The 15,106-nt window shown below is 70.5% G+C and carries 18 protein-coding genes; 12 read left to right on the top strand and 6 right to left on the bottom strand.

Features of this window, described 5'->3' with window-relative positions; all coding sequences use genetic code 11:
• Nucleotides 1-104: 104 nt before the first annotated feature.
• The gene (gene otnC, locus F6X51_RS10800; protein ID WP_246696741.1) at nucleotides 105-821 is read right to left on the bottom strand and encodes a 3-oxo-tetronate 4-phosphate decarboxylase; all 717 of its coding nucleotides are present in this window, start codon (nucleotides 819-821) and stop codon (nucleotides 105-107) included.
• The gene (locus tag F6X51_RS10795; protein WP_150963433.1) at nucleotides 818-1,834 is read right to left on the bottom strand and encodes a LacI family DNA-binding transcriptional regulator; all 1,017 of its coding nucleotides are present in this window, start codon (nucleotides 1,832-1,834) and stop codon (nucleotides 818-820) included. The genes otnC and F6X51_RS10795 overlap by 4 nt, the downstream gene beginning before the upstream one ends.
• Before the next feature lie 231 nt (nucleotides 1,835-2,065).
• Here F6X51_RS10795 and F6X51_RS10790 point away from each other — a divergent pair, with 231 nt between their 5' ends.
• The 6 genes from F6X51_RS10790 to F6X51_RS10765 all read left to right on the top strand — a co-directional run bounded on the left by F6X51_RS10790 (nucleotide 2,066) and on the right by F6X51_RS10765 (nucleotide 8,017).
• Nucleotides 2,066-3,382, top strand: coding sequence for an MFS transporter (locus tag F6X51_RS10790; protein WP_150963431.1), 1,317 nt, complete (start codon nucleotides 2,066-2,068; stop codon nucleotides 3,380-3,382).
• 29 nt (nucleotides 3,383-3,411) lie between these two features.
• The gene (ltnD, locus tag F6X51_RS10785; RefSeq protein WP_150963429.1) at nucleotides 3,412-4,332 is read left to right on the top strand and encodes an L-threonate dehydrogenase; all 921 of its coding nucleotides are present in this window, start codon (nucleotides 3,412-3,414) and stop codon (nucleotides 4,330-4,332) included.
• A 17-nt stretch (nucleotides 4,333-4,349) separates the two neighbouring features.
• Nucleotides 4,350-5,135, top strand: coding sequence for a 2-oxo-tetronate isomerase (otnI, locus tag F6X51_RS10780; RefSeq protein WP_150963427.1), 786 nt, complete (start codon nucleotides 4,350-4,352; stop codon nucleotides 5,133-5,135).
• On the top strand, nucleotides 5,132-6,412 hold the full coding sequence (gene otnK / locus F6X51_RS10775) for a 3-oxo-tetronate kinase (protein ID WP_150963425.1): 1,281 nt from the start codon (nucleotides 5,132-5,134) through the stop codon (nucleotides 6,410-6,412). Before otnI ends, otnK begins: the two co-directional genes overlap by 4 nt.
• 25 nt (nucleotides 6,413-6,437) lie before the next feature.
• Nucleotides 6,438-7,421 (top strand): D-erythronate dehydrogenase, encoded by a 984-nt coding sequence (gene denD, locus F6X51_RS10770; protein WP_150963423.1) that lies wholly within the window; start codon nucleotides 6,438-6,440, stop codon nucleotides 7,419-7,421.
• A gap of 242 nt (nucleotides 7,422-7,663) precedes the next feature.
• Nucleotides 7,664-8,017, top strand: coding sequence for a hypothetical protein (locus F6X51_RS10765; RefSeq protein WP_150963421.1), 354 nt, complete (start codon nucleotides 7,664-7,666; stop codon nucleotides 8,015-8,017).
• 102 nt (nucleotides 8,018-8,119) lie between these two features.
• Here the strand turns inward: F6X51_RS10765 and mgtE are convergent, their stop codons facing one another.
• Nucleotides 8,120-9,490 carry a magnesium transporter gene (gene mgtE, locus F6X51_RS10760; RefSeq protein ID WP_150963419.1) on the bottom strand — a complete coding sequence of 457 codons (1,371 nt, stop codon included), beginning with the start codon at nucleotides 9,488-9,490 and terminating at the stop codon, nucleotides 8,120-8,122.
• A 496-nt stretch (nucleotides 9,491-9,986) separates the two neighbouring features.
• On the opposite strand from mgtE, the gene pqqA (F6X51_RS10755) reads away from it, so the two are divergent.
• The 3 genes from pqqA (F6X51_RS10755) (at nucleotide 9,987) to pqqA (F6X51_RS10745) (ending at nucleotide 10,401) form a co-directional block, all read left to right on the top strand.
• Complete coding sequence (gene pqqA, locus F6X51_RS10755) at nucleotides 9,987-10,076, top strand: pyrroloquinoline quinone precursor peptide PqqA (RefSeq protein ID WP_109887906.1); 90 nt, start codon at nucleotides 9,987-9,989, stop codon at nucleotides 10,074-10,076.
• 62 nt (nucleotides 10,077-10,138) lie between these two features.
• Entirely contained in the window at nucleotides 10,139-10,228 is a 90-nt protein-coding gene (pqqA, locus tag F6X51_RS10750) for a pyrroloquinoline quinone precursor peptide PqqA (RefSeq protein WP_109888207.1), read from the top strand.
• A gap of 83 nt (nucleotides 10,229-10,311) precedes the next feature.
• Entirely contained in the window at nucleotides 10,312-10,401 is a 90-nt protein-coding gene (gene pqqA, locus F6X51_RS10745; RefSeq protein ID WP_150963417.1) for a pyrroloquinoline quinone precursor peptide PqqA, read from the top strand.
• 211 nt (nucleotides 10,402-10,612) lie between these two features.
• Here the strand turns inward: pqqA (F6X51_RS10745) and ldtR are convergent, their stop codons facing one another.
• From ldtR to F6X51_RS10730, 3 genes are all read right to left on the bottom strand, one after another.
• Nucleotides 10,613-11,125: a transcriptional regulator LdtR gene (gene ldtR / locus F6X51_RS10740; RefSeq protein WP_150963415.1), complete on the bottom strand. Its 513-nt coding sequence runs from the start codon at nucleotides 11,123-11,125 to the stop codon at nucleotides 10,613-10,615.
• A 163-nt stretch (nucleotides 11,126-11,288) separates the two neighbouring features.
• Nucleotides 11,289-11,741 (bottom strand): DUF6163 family protein, encoded by a 453-nt coding sequence (locus tag F6X51_RS10735; protein WP_150963413.1) that lies wholly within the window; start codon nucleotides 11,739-11,741, stop codon nucleotides 11,289-11,291.
• Between the two features lies 1 nt (nucleotide 11,742).
• Entirely contained in the window at nucleotides 11,743-12,804 is a 1,062-nt protein-coding gene (locus tag F6X51_RS10730) for an enoyl-CoA hydratase/isomerase family protein (protein WP_150963410.1), read from the bottom strand.
• 183 nt (nucleotides 12,805-12,987) lie between these two features.
• On the opposite strand from F6X51_RS10730, the gene hemB reads away from it, so the two are divergent.
• The 3 genes from hemB to F6X51_RS10715 all read left to right on the top strand — a co-directional run bounded on the left by hemB (nucleotide 12,988) and on the right by F6X51_RS10715 (nucleotide 15,024).
• Entirely contained in the window at nucleotides 12,988-14,046 is a 1,059-nt protein-coding gene (hemB, locus tag F6X51_RS10725; protein WP_150963408.1) for a porphobilinogen synthase, read from the top strand.
• Between the two features lie 23 nt (nucleotides 14,047-14,069).
• Nucleotides 14,070-14,429, top strand: a complete 360-nt coding sequence (locus F6X51_RS10720) for a hypothetical protein (protein ID WP_150963406.1) — start codon at nucleotides 14,070-14,072, stop codon at nucleotides 14,427-14,429.
• Between the two features lie 109 nt (nucleotides 14,430-14,538).
• A complete protein-coding gene (locus F6X51_RS10715; RefSeq protein WP_150963404.1) occupies nucleotides 14,539-15,024 on the top strand; it encodes an RDD family protein in 486 nt (161 codons plus the stop codon).
• Nucleotides 15,025-15,106 lie beyond the last annotated feature (82 nt).

The following is a 15,106-nucleotide window of genomic DNA, read 5'->3' as shown; positions in this document are numbered from 1 at the left end:
GGCCGGCACGCCCCCGGGATGGGGCGCGGGCTCAAGCCCCGCCCCATCCCGGGGCGGCGTCGGGCTTCGCCCGGAGCCTTGACCCCCGCGGTTCGGGGGCCGGCCTACCCGTTCCGGTGGCCCTCGCCCGATGACGGACAATCCTGCCTCTCCGCCTGCCCCTCCGCCTGCCCCTCCGGCAGGGTCAGGCCGAAATGGCTGACGAGGTCCTGCACCTGCTGCGGGCTCAAGGTCCTGGGGTTGAGATTGCGCAGGAGCAGGTAGAGCTTGGCGGTCTCCTCCAGTTCCTCCGTGGCGAAGACCGCGTTCTCCAGGCTGCTGCCGGCCACCACCGGGCCGTGGTTGGCCAGCAGCACCGAGGCATAGCGCCCGGCAAGCCCCCGGATCGCGTCGGCGACCGCGGGGTCGCCGGGCCGGAAATACGGCACCAGGGCCGTCGCGCCTGCCCGCATCAGGTAATAGGGCGTCAGCGGCGGCAGCACCGCCCTCGGGTCGATCTCCGGCAGCATCGAGACCGCGACCGCGTGGGTCGAGTGCAGGTGCACGATCGCCCGCGCCTCGACCCGGCTGTCGTAGAGCGCGGCATGGAGCGGAATCTCCTTCGTCGGCTTGTCGCCCGAGACGAGGTTCCCGCCCGCGTCGAGGCGGGAGATCCGGGCCGGGTCGAGGAAGCCCAGGGAGGCGTTCGTCGGCGTGACGAGCCAGCCGCCGTCGTCGAGCCGCAGGGAGATGTTGCCGGAGGAGCCCGGCGTCAGGCCCCGCTCGAACAGGGAGCGCCCATAAGTGCAGATCTCCTCGCGAAGCCGCGTCTCCTCGCTCATGCGGTCGCTCCCTCGATGAGTTCGAAGCCGAGATCCACCGTCTCCGAGGGGCCGCCCGCGCCCAGGCGCTCGGCCGCGACTTCGCCGATGCGCAGGCGCGGGGTCCGGACGGTGGAGAGGGGCTGCGGCATCGCCGCCGTGATGTCGAGGCCGTTATAGCCGAACAGCGCGATGCCCCCCGGGATCGAGAGGCCGGCCTCGAGGCAGTGGAAATAGCCGCCCAGCGCCATGTCGTCGTTCGAGAAGTAGACGGCGTCGAGGTCCGGTCGGCGCGCCAGGAGGCGCCCAAGGGCCTCCCGGCCGGCGGCGGCCGAGGAGGGGCCGGCGAGGATCTCGCGGTCGCGCAGCGGGTGGCCCGCCGCCGCCAGGGCTTCGGCGAAGCCCGCGAGGCGCTTGCCCGCCCGCAGGTCGCGATCGAGATCGTGCCCGACGAAGCCGATCCGGCGGTAGCCGCGCCCGAGCAGATGCCCGGCGCTGACGCGCCCCACGGCGCGGTTCGAGAAGCCCACCACGATGTCGAGGCCCGGCCCGTCCGTGTCGATCATCTCGACGATGCGCACGCCGCTCGCCCGGAGGCGCGCCACCGCCCCCGGCGTGTGCTCGAGCCCGGTGACGATGAGCCCGGCCGGGCGCCAGGACAGGAGCGCCCCGATCAGCGCCTCCTCGCGCTCGGCATCGTAGTCGCTGACCGCGATGACGCTCTGGAAGCCGACCGCGTCGAGGCCCCCCGCGATGCCGCGCAGAAGCTCCGGAAAGACGATGTTGGTGAGCGATGGGATCACGATGCCGACGAGTTGCGAGCCCGCGGAGGTGGCCGAGCCCGCCAGGCTCCCGGCGAGGCGGTTCGGCACGTAGCCGAGCTGCGCGACAGCCTCGGCCACCCGGTCCTGCGTGCCCTTCGAGAACGAGCCGTGCTTGCGCAGGACCCGCGAGACGGTGCTCTCGCCGACCCCCGCCTCGCGGGCGACGTCGGCGAGGGTCACGAGGCGCTGGCGCGGCTGATGAACGTTCATGACCGCTCCCTCAAAACCCTGCGGGCTCGTCGAGCCGGACACGGCGTCCGCCGTCCGGGCGGAGACGACGTCATCCCGTCCGAGCACATACCAAGCTTCAGGTTCCGGAACAACCAGATTGGCAGCGCTGCCAAATGCTGTTAGGCAAGATGCAAGCGCTGCCAAAATGAGTCGCGCAAAGCATAAGCGCCCGTGGCGGACAACGTTCCGTCGCGGCTGAGGAGGACGTCCATGACCGTGCAAGCCGCCCGGATTCCGGGAGCTGCCGCTCCCCCGGCCGATTTCGTCGAGCAGACCTACACCAAGGTGTTCTGGCGGCTCGTCCCGTTCCTGATGCTCTGCTACGTCATCGCGTATCTCGACCGCGTCAACGTGGGCTTCGCCAAGCTGCAGATGTCGCAGCAGCTCGGCTTCAGCGAGACCGTCTACGGCCTCGGCGCCGGCGTGTTCTTCATCGGCTACTTCCTGTTCGAGGTGCCGAGCAACGTCATCCTGCACCGGGTCGGGGCGCGCGTCTGGATCGCCCGGATCATGATCACCTGGGGGCTGATCTCGGGCGCGTTCCTGTTCGTGAACTCGGCCACGAGCTTCTACATCATGCGCTTCCTGCTCGGCCTCGCGGAGGCCGGCTTCTATCCGGGCATCATCCTGTACACGACCGCCTGGTTCCCGGCGCATCGCCGCGCCAAGGTGATCGCGGTGTTCATGTCGGCGATCCCGATCTCGGGCATCTTCGGCAACCCGCTCTCCGGCTGGATCATGGACGCCTTCAACGGGGCGCACGGGCTCGCCGGCTGGCAGTGGATGTTCCTGATCGAGGCGGTCCCCGCGGTCCTCGTCGGCGTGGCGGTCTACCTCTACCTCGACAACCGCGCCTCCGAGGCGAAGTGGCTGACCGATGCCGAGAAGGCCGTGATCGAGCGCGACATCGCGCAGGACAACACCGGCAAGGACAACAGCCCGCACTCGATCGCGACCGTGTTCCGCGACCCCCGCGTCTGGTTCATGAGCCTGATCTACTTCGCCTTCGTCACGGGCCAGTACGGGCTGACCTTCTGGATGCCGACCCTCGTCAAGGCGACGGGCGTGCAGGGCAACTTCAACATCGGGCTGATCAGCGCGATCCCGTTCCTGTTCGCCGCGGTCGTGATGGTCATCCTCGGCCGCAACGCCGACCGGATGCGGGAGCGGCGCTGGCACCTCATCGGACCGGCCCTGTGCGGCGCCGTCGGCTTCATCGTGGCCGCGACCGCGACCGACACCACGATCGCCATCGCGTTCCTGTCGGTCGCCGCCGCCGGCGTGCTCACCTGCGCGCCCCTGTTCTGGTCCCTGCCGACCGCGTTCCTGGCCGGCACCGGCGCGGCGGCGGGGATCGCGCTGATCAACTCGGTGGGCAACCTCGCGGGCTTCGCGAGCCCCTACGTGATCGGGGCGCTGCGCGACCTCACGGGCAACACCGCCGCCGGCATGTACGCCCTCGCGGCGATGCTGGTCGTCGGCGCGCTCTGCGTGTTCGTGACGCCGGCCCGCATGGTCAACCGCTGATCCCGCTCCAACACACCGGAACACCTGTCATGACTGAACCAGCACGGACCGGCCGGGCCGCTCTGATCGGGCTCGGCTCGATGGGAACCGGGATGGCGCTCTCGCTCCTGCGGGCGGGGCTGTCGGTGGCGGCCTTCGACGTGAACCCGGACGCTGTGGCGCGGTTCGCCGAGGCCGGCGGGAGCGGCGCCGGGGCGCCGGCCGAGGCCGCCGCGGGGGCCGACATCGTCGTCTGCGTCGTCGTCAACGCGGCCCAGACCGAGGCGGTCCTGTTCGGGGCCGGGGGCGTCGCCGCGGCGATGCCGGAGGGCGCGGTCTTCGTCTCCTGCGCCACCATGGACCCGGCGGTCGCCCGCGACCTCGCGGCCCGCCTCGAGGCCACCGGCCGCCACTTCCTCGACGCGCCGATCAGCGGCGGCGCCACCCGGGCCGCCGAGGGCGCCCTGACGATCCTCGCCTCGGGCTCGCGCGCCGCCTTCGACCGGGCGCAGCCGGCCCTCGACGCCATGGCGGCCAAGCTCTACCGGCTCGGCGACGCGGCGGGCCAGGGCGCGGCCTTCAAGATGATCAACCAGCTGCTCGCCGGGGTGCACATCGCCGCGGCCTGCGAGGCGATCAGCTTCGCGGCCAAGCAGGGCCTCGACCTCGCCAAGGTCTACGAGGTGATCACGGCCTCGGCCGGCAATTCCTGGATGTTCGAGAACCGGATGAAGCACGTGCTCGACGGCGACTACACGCCCCGCAGCGCCGTCGAGATCTTCGTCAAGGATCTCGGCATCGTGCAGGACATGGCCCGGGCCGAGCGCTTCCCCGTGCCGGTGGCAGCGGCCGCCCTCCAGATGTTCCTGATGACCGCGGGCTCCGGCATGGGGCGCGACGACGACGCCTCGGTCGCCCGTCTCTACGCGCAGGTCGCCGGGGCGAGCCTGCCGGGCCAGCCGAAGAAGTGAAGAAGGAGGGTCACGCCATGCCGCGGTTTGCCGCCAACCTCACGATGATGTTCACCGAGCACGCCTTCCTCGACCGCTTCGCCGCGGCCGCGGATGCGGGCTTCCGGGCGGTGGAGTTCCTGTTCCCCTACGAGCATCCGCCGGAGGCGATCGGCGAGCGCCTGCGCCGCCACGGCCTGACCCAGGCCCTGTTCAACCTGCCCCCAGGCGACTGGGCGGCGGGGGAGCGCGGCATCGCGGCGCTGCCCGGCCGCTTCGCCGACCTCGAGGCCGGCGTCGAGACCGGCCTGCGCTACGCCGAGGCCACGGGGGTCGGGCGCCTCCACCTGATGGCGGGGCTCGCCGAGCCGCAGGACCCCGCCGCGCGGGAGGCCTATCGCCGCGCGGTCGCCTGGACGGCCGAGCGCCTGGGCGGCGCCGGGCTCGACCTCGTGCTGGAGCCGATCAACGCCCGCAACATGCCGGGCTACTTCCTCAACGATTTCGGCACCGCCGCCGCCCTCATCGCCGAGCTCGGCCTGCCGAACCTGAAGCTCCAGTTCGACCTCTACCATTGCCAGATCCTGCACGGCGACGTGACCATGCGGCTGCGCCAGCTGATGCCGATCATCGGCCATGTCCAGACCGCGAGCGTGCCCGAGCGCCACGAGCCCGGCTCGGGCGAGATGAACGACGCCCACCTGTTCGCCGAGCTCGACCGCCTCGGCTACGACGGCTTCGTCGGCTGCGAGTACAACCCCCGCGCGGGCACCACCGAGGGGCTCGGCTGGTTTTCGCCCTACCGCCAGGAGGCCGCCCGATGAGCCCGCGTCCCCTCGCCCTCGGGGCGGTCGCCGACGACTACACGGGCGCCTCCGACCTCGCCAATACCCTGACCCGGGCCGGCCTGCGCACGGTCCAGACCATCGGCGTCCCGGACCCGGGTCTCGCCCTGCCCGAGGTCGACGCCGTCGTGGTGGCGCTCAAGAGCCGCTCGATCCCGGCGGACCAGGCCGTCGAGCGCTCGCGGGCCGCGGAGCGCTGGCTGCGGGCGCGGGGCGCGACGCACGTGTTGTTCAAGATTTGTTCCACGTTCGACTCGACGGATGCGGGCAATATCGGCCCCGTCCTCGACGCGCTCCGGGCCGATTCCGGCGCCCCGATCGCCCTCGTCACCCCCGCCTTCCCGGAGACCGGCCGCACCGTCTACCAGGGCCACCTCTTCGTCGGCGCGCGCCCCCTGAACGAGAGCCCCCTCAAGGACCACCCGCTGAATCCGATGCGGGACGCCGACCTCGTGCGCGTCCTCGCCCGCCAGAGCGCCGCACCGGTCGGCCTCGTCGACATCGCGACGGTCGCCGAGGGCGTCGACGCGGTGACGGCCCGCCTCGACGCCCTCGCGCGGTCGGGCCACGGCTCGGCCATCGCCGACACCATCGTCGAATCCGATCTCGAGATCCTCGGCCGGGCGGCCCTTGGCCACCCGCTCTCGGTCGGCGCCTCCGGTCTCGGCCTCGGCCTCGCCCGCGCCCTGGTGGCGGCCGGACGCGGTTCGCCTTCGGCCGACGCCCTCCCGGGCGAGGGCGTCGGCGGCCATGCGGCCTGCCTCGCGGGCAGCTGCTCGCAGGCGACCCTCGACCAGATCGCGGCGGCGGAGGGCCACATGCCCGTGCTCCGCCTCGATCCGGAGCGCCTTCTGTCCGATCCGCACGCGGTCGAGGCCGCCATCGCCTGGGCGGCCGAGCGCCTCGACACCGGGCCTGTGCTGATCGCCACCAGCGGTACCCCCGAGGCGGTGCGCGCGCTCCAGGCCCGGCACGGCGGTGCCGGAATCGGTCACGCCATCGAGGTGGCGAATGCCGCGACCGCCGCCGGGCTCGTCGCCCGGGGCGTGCGCCGCCTCGTCGTCGCGGGCGGCGAGACCTCGGGGGCCGTCGTCGACCATCTCGGCCTCCGGGCCTTCCTGCTCGGCCCCGAGATCGCCGCGGGCGTCCCCGTCCTGCGCACGGCGAGCGGGCCCGAACCCATGCTGCTGGCGCTCAAATCCGGCAATTTCGGCGGTCGCGACTTCTTCGCCCGCGCCCTCGCGCTGATGCGCTGACCACTCCGACCAAGGACGCGATCCCATGCATGCCCTGATCCTCGGTGCCGCCGGCATGATCGGCCGCCGCCTTACGGACGCCCTCGCGCGATCCGGCCAGCTCGGTGGTCAGCCCCTGACCGCGCTCACCCTCGTCGATGTCGTGACGCCGCCCTCCCCCGCGGGGTTTGCCGGGAGCGTGACGGCGCAGGCGGCCGACCTCTCCGCGCCGGGCGCCGCCGAGGCCACCATCGCGAGGCGCCCGGACGTGATCTTCCACCTCGCGGCCGTCGTCTCGGGGGAGGCGGAGGCCGATTTCGATAAGGGCTACCGGGTCAACCTCGACAGCACGCGCCTGCTGTTCGAGGCGATCCGCTACGCGCACCTCGCGGACGGCTACCACCCGCGGGTGGTGTTCACCTCCTCGCTCGCCGTGTTCGGGGCCCCGCTGCCGCCGGTGATCGGCGACGACATGATCCTGGCGCCGGCAAGCTCCTACGGCACCCAAAAGGCGATGGGCGAGCTCCTGCTGTCGGACTACACCCGGCGCGGCTTCCTCGACGGGATCGGCTTGCGCCTGCCGACCATCTGCGTGCGGCCCGGCAAGCCGAACAAAGCGGCCTCCGGCTTCTTCTCCGGCATCATCCGCGAGCCCCTGGCCGGGCAGGAGGCGGTCCTGCCGGTGCCCGACACGGTCCGGCATTGGTTCGCGAGTCCGCGCGCCGCCACGGACTTCCTCGTCCATGCCGCCGGGATCGATCTCGCGCCGCTGGGGCAGCGGCGCAACCTCACCATGCCGGGGGTCTCCGCGACGGTCGCCGAGGAGATCGAGGCCCTGCGCCGCGTCGCGGGCGACCGGGCCGTCGCGTTGATCCGGCGCGAGCCCGACCCGGCGATCCTGCGGATCATCGAGACATGGCCGGAGGCCTTCGCCACCGAGCGCGCCCTCGCCCTCGGCTTCCGGGCGGATCCCTCCTTCGACGCCATCGTGGCGCTTCACGTCGCCGAGGCGGGCGCCTCTCCCGCCTGATCGCCGCGCGCTCGATGGCGTGAGCGCCCCGATCCGCTTCCGGCTTTGTTCGCCTGCGCGTTCCTGGGCCTGTCCGGCTCCCCCGCCCACGCCCTGCTCGGCCACAAATGCCACTTCTTGCAGGGACCGGACCCCGGTCGATGCCATCGGGGCTCCCTGGAGGATCTCCTGCGCCGCTCCCTCGGCGAGGGCATCGCCCGCGAGATCGCCCGAGAGATCGCCCTGTGGCGGAGTTGTGGCCGATGCTCTGCGACCCCAACCAGCGCGAGAGCGCCATCCTGGCGATCAGCCCCCGCGACGCCATGCCGGACGGCGGCCGAATGCGCATCGAGACCCGCAACATCGAGGCCGGGGCGTCGGCCGCAGCCCGAAACCCAGGTTCGACCCGGCCGCCACATCGCCATCGCGGTGAGCGACACCGGATCCGGCATGCCGCCGGACATGCTCGCCCAGGCGATCGATCCGTTCATCACCGGGTACGCCGAAACCGCTGCCTTCGGGAATGGCCACCCCGACCACAGGGCATGCCGATGATCGCGCAGCCCTTCTCGGCGGAGGCGCTGGCCACGCGCATCCGCCAGACGACCGAGATGTGAGCCGCCGGGCTCTCACCGAGCGTCCCTGCCAAACCCTGCGCTAGGGCACGGGAGCCGGGGGATTGAGAGTCACGATCCGATCCGGTGTCATCGGGCACGGCCCTAGAGGAGCGTGCCCTTCAGGATCAGCAGCGCGACAGAGAAGTAGATCACGAGGCCGGTCACGTCGACGAGGGTCGCCACGAAGGGCGCCGAGGCGGTCGCCGGATCGAAGCCGATCCGCTGCAGCACGAAGGGCAGCATCGAACCGGCGAGCGAACCGAAGGTCACGATCCCGACCAGCGCCGCCCCGACGGTCGCGGCCACGAGGGGCCAATGCGGACCATAATCGTAGAGCCCCGTCTTCTGCCAGATGAAGATGCGCACGACGCCGATCACGCCCAGGATCGCCCCGAGGAGAAGCCCCGTCGGCACTTCGCGCAGGGCCACGCGCCACCAGTCGCGCAGGCGCACCTGATGCAGCGCCAAGGCCCTGATCAGCAGGGAGGTCGCCTGCGAGCCGGAATTGCCGCCCGACGACATGATCAGCGGGATGAATAGCGTCAGGACGATGGCCTTCTCCAATTCGCCCTCGAAGCCCTGCATCGCGGAGGCGGTCAGCATCTCCGACAGGAACAGCGCGCAGAGCCAGCCCGCCCGCTTCCGGATCATCGTGAAGAAGCCGATATCCATGTAGGGCTCGGGCAGCGCCTCCATGCCGCCGAAGCGCTGAACGTCCTGCGTCTGCTTCTCCACCATGGCGTCGATCATGTCGTCGACCGTGACGATTCCGATGACGTGGCCGACCGCGTCGACCACGGGCAGCGCCAGCAGGTCGTATTTCGAGATCAGGCGCGCGGCCTCCTCCCGGCTCGCCGTGGGCGAGACCGCGAGCGGGCGCCGCCCCGGCGCGACGCTGAGGACATTGTCGTCCGGGTTTCCGGAGATCAGCCGGCGCAGCGGCACGGCCTTCGTCAGCGCGCGCGTGCGCGGATCGAGGACGAAGATCGCGTAGATGGTCTCCCGCGTCTTCTCGACATGGCGGACGTGATCGAGGGTCTGCGCCACCGTCCAGTTGCCCGGCACCGCGACGAACTCGGTGGTCATCAGCGAGCCGACCGTCTCCTCGCCGTAGGCGCTCAGACGATCGACGGCGCCCCGCGTCTCGGCGTCGAGGCGGGCGCGCAGGTCCGAACGACCAGGCTCCTCGATCTCGCGGAAGATGTCGGTGACGCGGTCGGCCGACATGCCGGACAGGAAGGACGTGACCCGGTCGCGCGGGAGCATCTCGACGATGTCGGCGGCACAATCGAGTTCGGGCTGATCGAGCACCTCGATGGCCCGGTCATGGGGCAGCCCGAGCAGGATGGCGGCAGCCACCTCCGGCGCTTCCTCGTTCAGGGCCTCGACGATATCCGGTGCCCGCTCGTCCGACAGCCGAGCGGCGAGCACGGACGGATCGATTCGGGTGTCGAAGGGGGCGATCTCGTTCATGGGCCTCGCCTTGTCTCGCTGGGGCTCACCGCGTGCGTCGAGCCGTGACCGGCGACGCGCGGTGGCCCGCGGGAGGCCCTCAGGGGGTCAGGCGGGCGCGCTGCACGGGGCCGGGCACGGCATGGACGATCGATCGGGACTGTCGCTGGGCATTGTCAGGGCTGTGCAATCGGATGCCGGCCGCGCGGCGGCTGCAGGCCGGCGGGTGGTGAACCTCGCGCGCGAGACCGTCAAGGCCAATTGCGATGCAGCGCGCGAATGGCCGGTCGCAAGGCCGCGAGCAGCTCCCAGCGCGACGCCGCACGACGTCCCGCGACCTGCGACATCCGGCACGATAGCTCTGGAATGTCAGCGATTTCGCGCCGGACGGCGCCATTTCGGGCTTGATCGGCGCGTGGGGCCGTCCTCCCTATGAGAAATATAAGTGTAGGGCCCACTTGTATTGCGCCCAACACATCGCTTATTTTCGCTCCATCGAATTGGAAGGAGAGACGCCATGGCTTGGTCAGCCCCCGTCGTTCAGGAGGTCTGCGTCGGCATGGAAGTCACCAGCTACGAGTCGGCTGAGATCGACACCTTCCACTGAGGCTCCGCAGGCGAAGCGAGCTTGTGCGGCTTGATCCAACGTCAATCACGAGGAGACACCCCATGAAGTGGTCCGCCCCCATCGTTCAGGAAGTCTGTGTCGGCATGGAAGTCACCAGCTACGAGTCGGCTGAGATCGACACCTTCCACTAAGGATCCGGCCACTAAGGATCCGGCGGCCTCGTCAAGCCTGCCTCGAACCTCGTATTTTCGCTTGCCCAATCAGGAGATCCCCCATGAAGTGGTCCGCCCCCATCGTTCAGGAATTGTGCGTCGGCATGGAAGTCACCAGCTACGAGTCGGCTGAGATCGACACCTTCCACTAAGCTGACGGCCGCCTCGGCGGCTTCAGAGGCGGGCGCCGTTCCTCCGGGAGCGGCGCCCTTTTTCATGCGGCAGACGCCGGACACCGCGGCCTCGATCGGATCGATGGCCACGCCCGGGCGCCGCTCCCAAAGCGCGAACAGCCCGACGACCCCCTCAGGGCGTCCGGCTGTTCGCGTCGTGGGGATCCCGGGCCGAACCCGGTCAAGGACATCAGAGACGGTAGCGGATCTGATCGGTCCAGAAGCGCTCCAGGCGTCCGAGAGCTTGGTTGAGGCGGCCGAAATCGTCGTCCGAGATGCCGCCGATCGGCTGGATCGTGCGGGCATGCTTGTCGTAGAGCCCCTGGATGATGTCGTGGATCTGGCGGCCCTTCTCGGTGAGGCTGATCCGGACCGAGCGGCGATCGGTCTTCGAGCGCGCGTGGTGCAGGTAGCCGGCCTCGACGAGCTTCTTGACGTTGTAGGAGACGTTGGAGCCGAGATAATAGCCCTTGGTGCGCAGCTCGCTCGCGGTCAGTTCCTTGTCGCCGATGTTGTAGAGCAGCAGCGCCTGGACGCTGTTGACGTCCTCGCGGCCGCGACGCTCGAACTCATCCTTGATGACGTCGAGCAGACGGCGGTGCAGGCGCTCCACGAGGTGCAGGGCTTCGAGGTAGGAGCCGCTCGCGGCGCCGGTCTCGGGAGCGTTGTTGGTTTCGACAACCTTGACGGCCTGGGACTTCATCTTGTGCCTCACCCGATCTGTTGTGCCGGTCTCGCTGGTTTCCGGCGCCGCTTATGGAGCCAACCTACGGGTGGGGAATGAAAGGTGGTTTAAGCGACAGGATGAATTCTCGATTTACTTCTGTAGGTAAATGCAAACTGAAGCGATGTTCGTAACCTTCCGTTTACCGGATCTCGCGGGCCGCCAGCCAAGATAAAATGAAGTAGATCGCAATGATACTTGCCTGCGCGCCGATCAACGGCAGCGGCATCGGCAACAGGTGCGGCGTCAGGAATGCGAGTGTCAGCGCCGAGGTGGCGGCGAGCAGCCAGACCACGCCACCCCACGCGCTCGTCAGCCAGAGCCCCACGGCGGCCGTGAGGTCGATGACCGCGAAGTAGACGATCACCGTCTGGCGCCCGACGGGCTCGGTCTCGAAGGCGCGCGCCCCCGGCAGGACGTCGAGGATCGACGCCCAGGCATGCACGCCCTTGGCGAGCCAGGCGAGGGCCGTGATGCGCATGAACCAGACCAGCATCGTGTCCCAGGTGGTCCTGGGCGCGGCATCGCTGCGTTCGATCCGGTCGCTCGACAGGTCGCCGACGCTGCCCCGTCCGAGTTTCAACGGTCCGCGCATCTCAGGCGAAGCTCGGCTCGGCCTGATCGGCAGGCCCGAATGCCGCGGCGATCACCGCGGGATCCACCGCGTCGAGGGTGGCGGGCCACCAGCGCGGCGCGTTGTCCTTGTCGACGAGGACGGCGCGGACGCCCTCGTAGAAATCGTGCCCCTTCATGATTCGCGTCACCAGCCGATACTCCGTCAGGATCGCCTCCGGCAGGCTGAGGCCGGGACCGCGCCGCATCTGCTCCCGGGCGAGGCACAGGCTCGTGGGCGAGCGCGTGCGAAGGAGCGCGGCGGTCTCCGCCGCGAAGCTCGAATGGGCCGAAGCCGCGACATCGAGGCGCCCGAGGATGTCGGTCACGCTCTCCGCCGAGAAACAATCGTCGATCAGGCCGCGCTCCGCCACGAGGGGCCCGGTCGCCGGTACCGGAGCGGAGCGCGCCGCGAGAAGCTCCGCGATGTCGCCGCCGCCCGCGAGGCCGTCGAGAATCGCGTCGAAATCGGCGGCGGGCGCATGGTGGGTGGCGAGGCCGGCCGTCATCGCGTCGCCCGGCCCGATCCGCGCGCCCGTGAGCGCGAGGTAGGTCCCGGTCCATCCGGGCAGGCGCGGCAGCAGGTGGGTCGTGCCGACGTCGGGGATGAAGCCGATGCCCACCTCCGGCATCGCGAAGGCGTAGCGCTCGGAGGCGATCCGCACGTCCCCGTGCACGGAGATGCCGACGCCGCCGCCCATGACGATGCCGTCGATCAGCGAGAGGTAGGGCTTGGGGAAGCGGGCCGCGTAGGCGACGAGGTGGTACTCCGCCTGCCACATGGCGTAGAGCGCGTGCTCGTCCCCAGCGCGGGCATGGTCGTAGATGCGGCGGATGTCGCCGCCCGCGCAGAAGGCCCGGCCCCCCGTGCCGCGCACGGCCACGCGGGTCACCTCCGGGTCCTTCTCCCACGCTTCGAGTTGCGCGTGCATCGCCCGGATCATGCCGAGCGAGAGGGCATTGAGGGCCTTCGGGCGGTTCAGGGTGACGAGGCCGAGGGCCCCGCGCCGCTCGAACAGGATCTCGCCGGGCGCCGCGTCGGTCATGGTCCGCATCTCTTCCATCGCGCGCCGGTTAGATGCCGCCGGGCCCCCCGCCGTCAACCGGAGGCGGCCCCCGCGCCGCGGGCGGGGCGGGTTTCGCCCCCATTTGCGAAGTGATACGCCCCTGTGGCGACGCGCGCTTCCCGGTCCCGTCAGAGTCACGTCACGCGAGAGACATCGCACGCCATGTCGAACGACACGCCCCAGCCCCGGCCGCTTGCCATCGAGACCGCGCAGGAAGGCGCCCGCGTCGAGGGCCTCAAGATCACGCAGCGCCCGCGCCGGAACCGCAAGGCCGATTGGTCGCGCCGCCTCGTACGCGAGCATACGCTCACCGTCGACGACCTGATCTGGCCGCTCTTCGTGATCGAGGGCAAGAACCGGCGGGAGCCGATCGCCTCGATGCCCGGCGTCGAGCGCCAGAGCGTCGACGAGATCGTGCGCGACGCTGAGCGGGCGGCCCGCCTCGGCATCCCGGCGGTCTCGTTCTTCCCCTACACGGAGAAGTCCCTGCGGGATCCGACCGGCTCCGAGGCGCTGAACCGGGACAACCTCGTCTGCCAGGCGGTGCGCGCGGTGAAGCGGGCGGTTCCGGAGATCGGCATCATGACCGACGTCGCCCTCGATCCCTACACCAGCCACGGGCATGACGGGCTCCTCGAGGACGGCGCCATCCTGAACGACGAGACGGTGGCGCTCCTCGTCGAGCAGAGCCTGATCCAGGCCGAGGCCGGCACCGACATCATCGCCCCCTCGGACATGATGGACGGCCGCGTCGGCGCGATCCGGGCCGGCCTCGACAAGGCGGGCTTTCGCGACGTGCAGATCATGGCCTACGCGGCGAAGTACGCCTCGGCCTTCTACGGTCCGTTCCGCGATGCGATCGGCACCCAGGCCGCCCTCGTCGGCGACAAGCGCACCTACCAGATGGATCCCGGCAACGGCGCGGAGGCGCTGCGCGAGGTCGCCCTCGACCTCGACGAGGGCGCCGATTCCGTGATGGTGAAGCCCGGCCTGCCCTATCTCGACATCATCCGGCGGGTGAAGGACGCGTTCGGCGTGCCGACCTTCGCCTACCAGGTCTCCGGCGAGTACGCGATGATCGAGGCGGCGGCCCGGAACGGCTGGCTCGACGGTGAGCGCGCCATGGTCGAGAGCCTGCTCGCGTTCAAGCGCGCGGGTGCCGACGGCGTCCTCACCTACTACGCGCCGCGCGTCGCGGAGCGGCTGCGCGCCGGCGCGTGACACCGCGCGTCGTCCGGAACTGCTTGCTCGTCGGTGCCGTCGGCGGCTTCCTGACGGGGCTCGCCGCCTGCGAGAATGCGGTGGAACGCCAACGCGTCACCCTCTGCCGCCGGGCGGTGCCGGCCCTTTCGCCCACGGAGACGGACCTCGCCGTCCTGCGGGCGGCGACGGGGCCTGCGCCCGATACGGTGCGGGTGGATTATCGGACCGGAACCCGCCCGCGCTGGGTGCTCTGCCGCTTCAATGCCGGGGCGGAGCTCGTCGGCATCACCACCGACCAGGGCCACCTCAACGGGGCGGCGCTCTACCTGCTCAAGCGCTATTACCTCGACACACCGGATGCGGAGGCGAGCGATCCGGCCCGCGCCGACCGAGCGCACTGAGCGACCGGCGCCGCGGTTGCCCCGGAGCGCGCCTCGGCCATCTTGAGGGTGGGCAGGCGGCTACCTACCTCAGGCGCTGCGACCCCTCGCCTTGCAGGACCTGACGGCCATGCTCAACCCCCCGCCCGGTTACGCCGAGCGTCTCGACACGCCCGGATACTTGCCCCCGATGCCGGTTCCGATGGTGCGCGCCAGCCTCGGGGCGCGCACGGTCGCGTATCTGCTCGATATCCTGTTCATCTTCGGATTCTCGATCCTCCTCTGGCTCGCGATCGCGGTGCTCGGGGTGATCACCTTCGGACTCGGCTGGACGCTGTTCGCCGTTCTGCCCGCGAGCGGCGTCCTCTACAGCGCCATCACGGTCGGCGGCGCCCGCCAGAGCACCCTCGGCATGCGGATGATGGGCCTGCGGGTCGTGGCGCCCGAGAGCGGCCGGCGGGTCGACTTCATCACCGCGGCGGTGCACGCCCTGCTCTTCTACGTCGCGGTCTCGACCTTCCTGCTCTGGTTCGTCGACATCGTCTTCGGATTCGCCCGCAGCGACCGTCGCCTCGGCCATGATCTGCTCCTCGGTCTCGCAGTTGTGCGAAGCTAGAGCGTACGGTTTCGCGCGCTGAAATTCTGGCGCGCGGGCGTGTCGAGGCAGTTGAGCGGAGCCGTGGTGGCGCTACACTCCA

This window comes from Methylobacterium planeticum (assembly GCF_008806345.1).
In the GTDB taxonomy this organism is placed as follows: domain Bacteria; phylum Pseudomonadota; class Alphaproteobacteria; order Rhizobiales; family Beijerinckiaceae; genus Methylobacterium; species Methylobacterium planeticum.
This window is presented reverse-complemented; position numbering and strand designations above follow the sequence as displayed.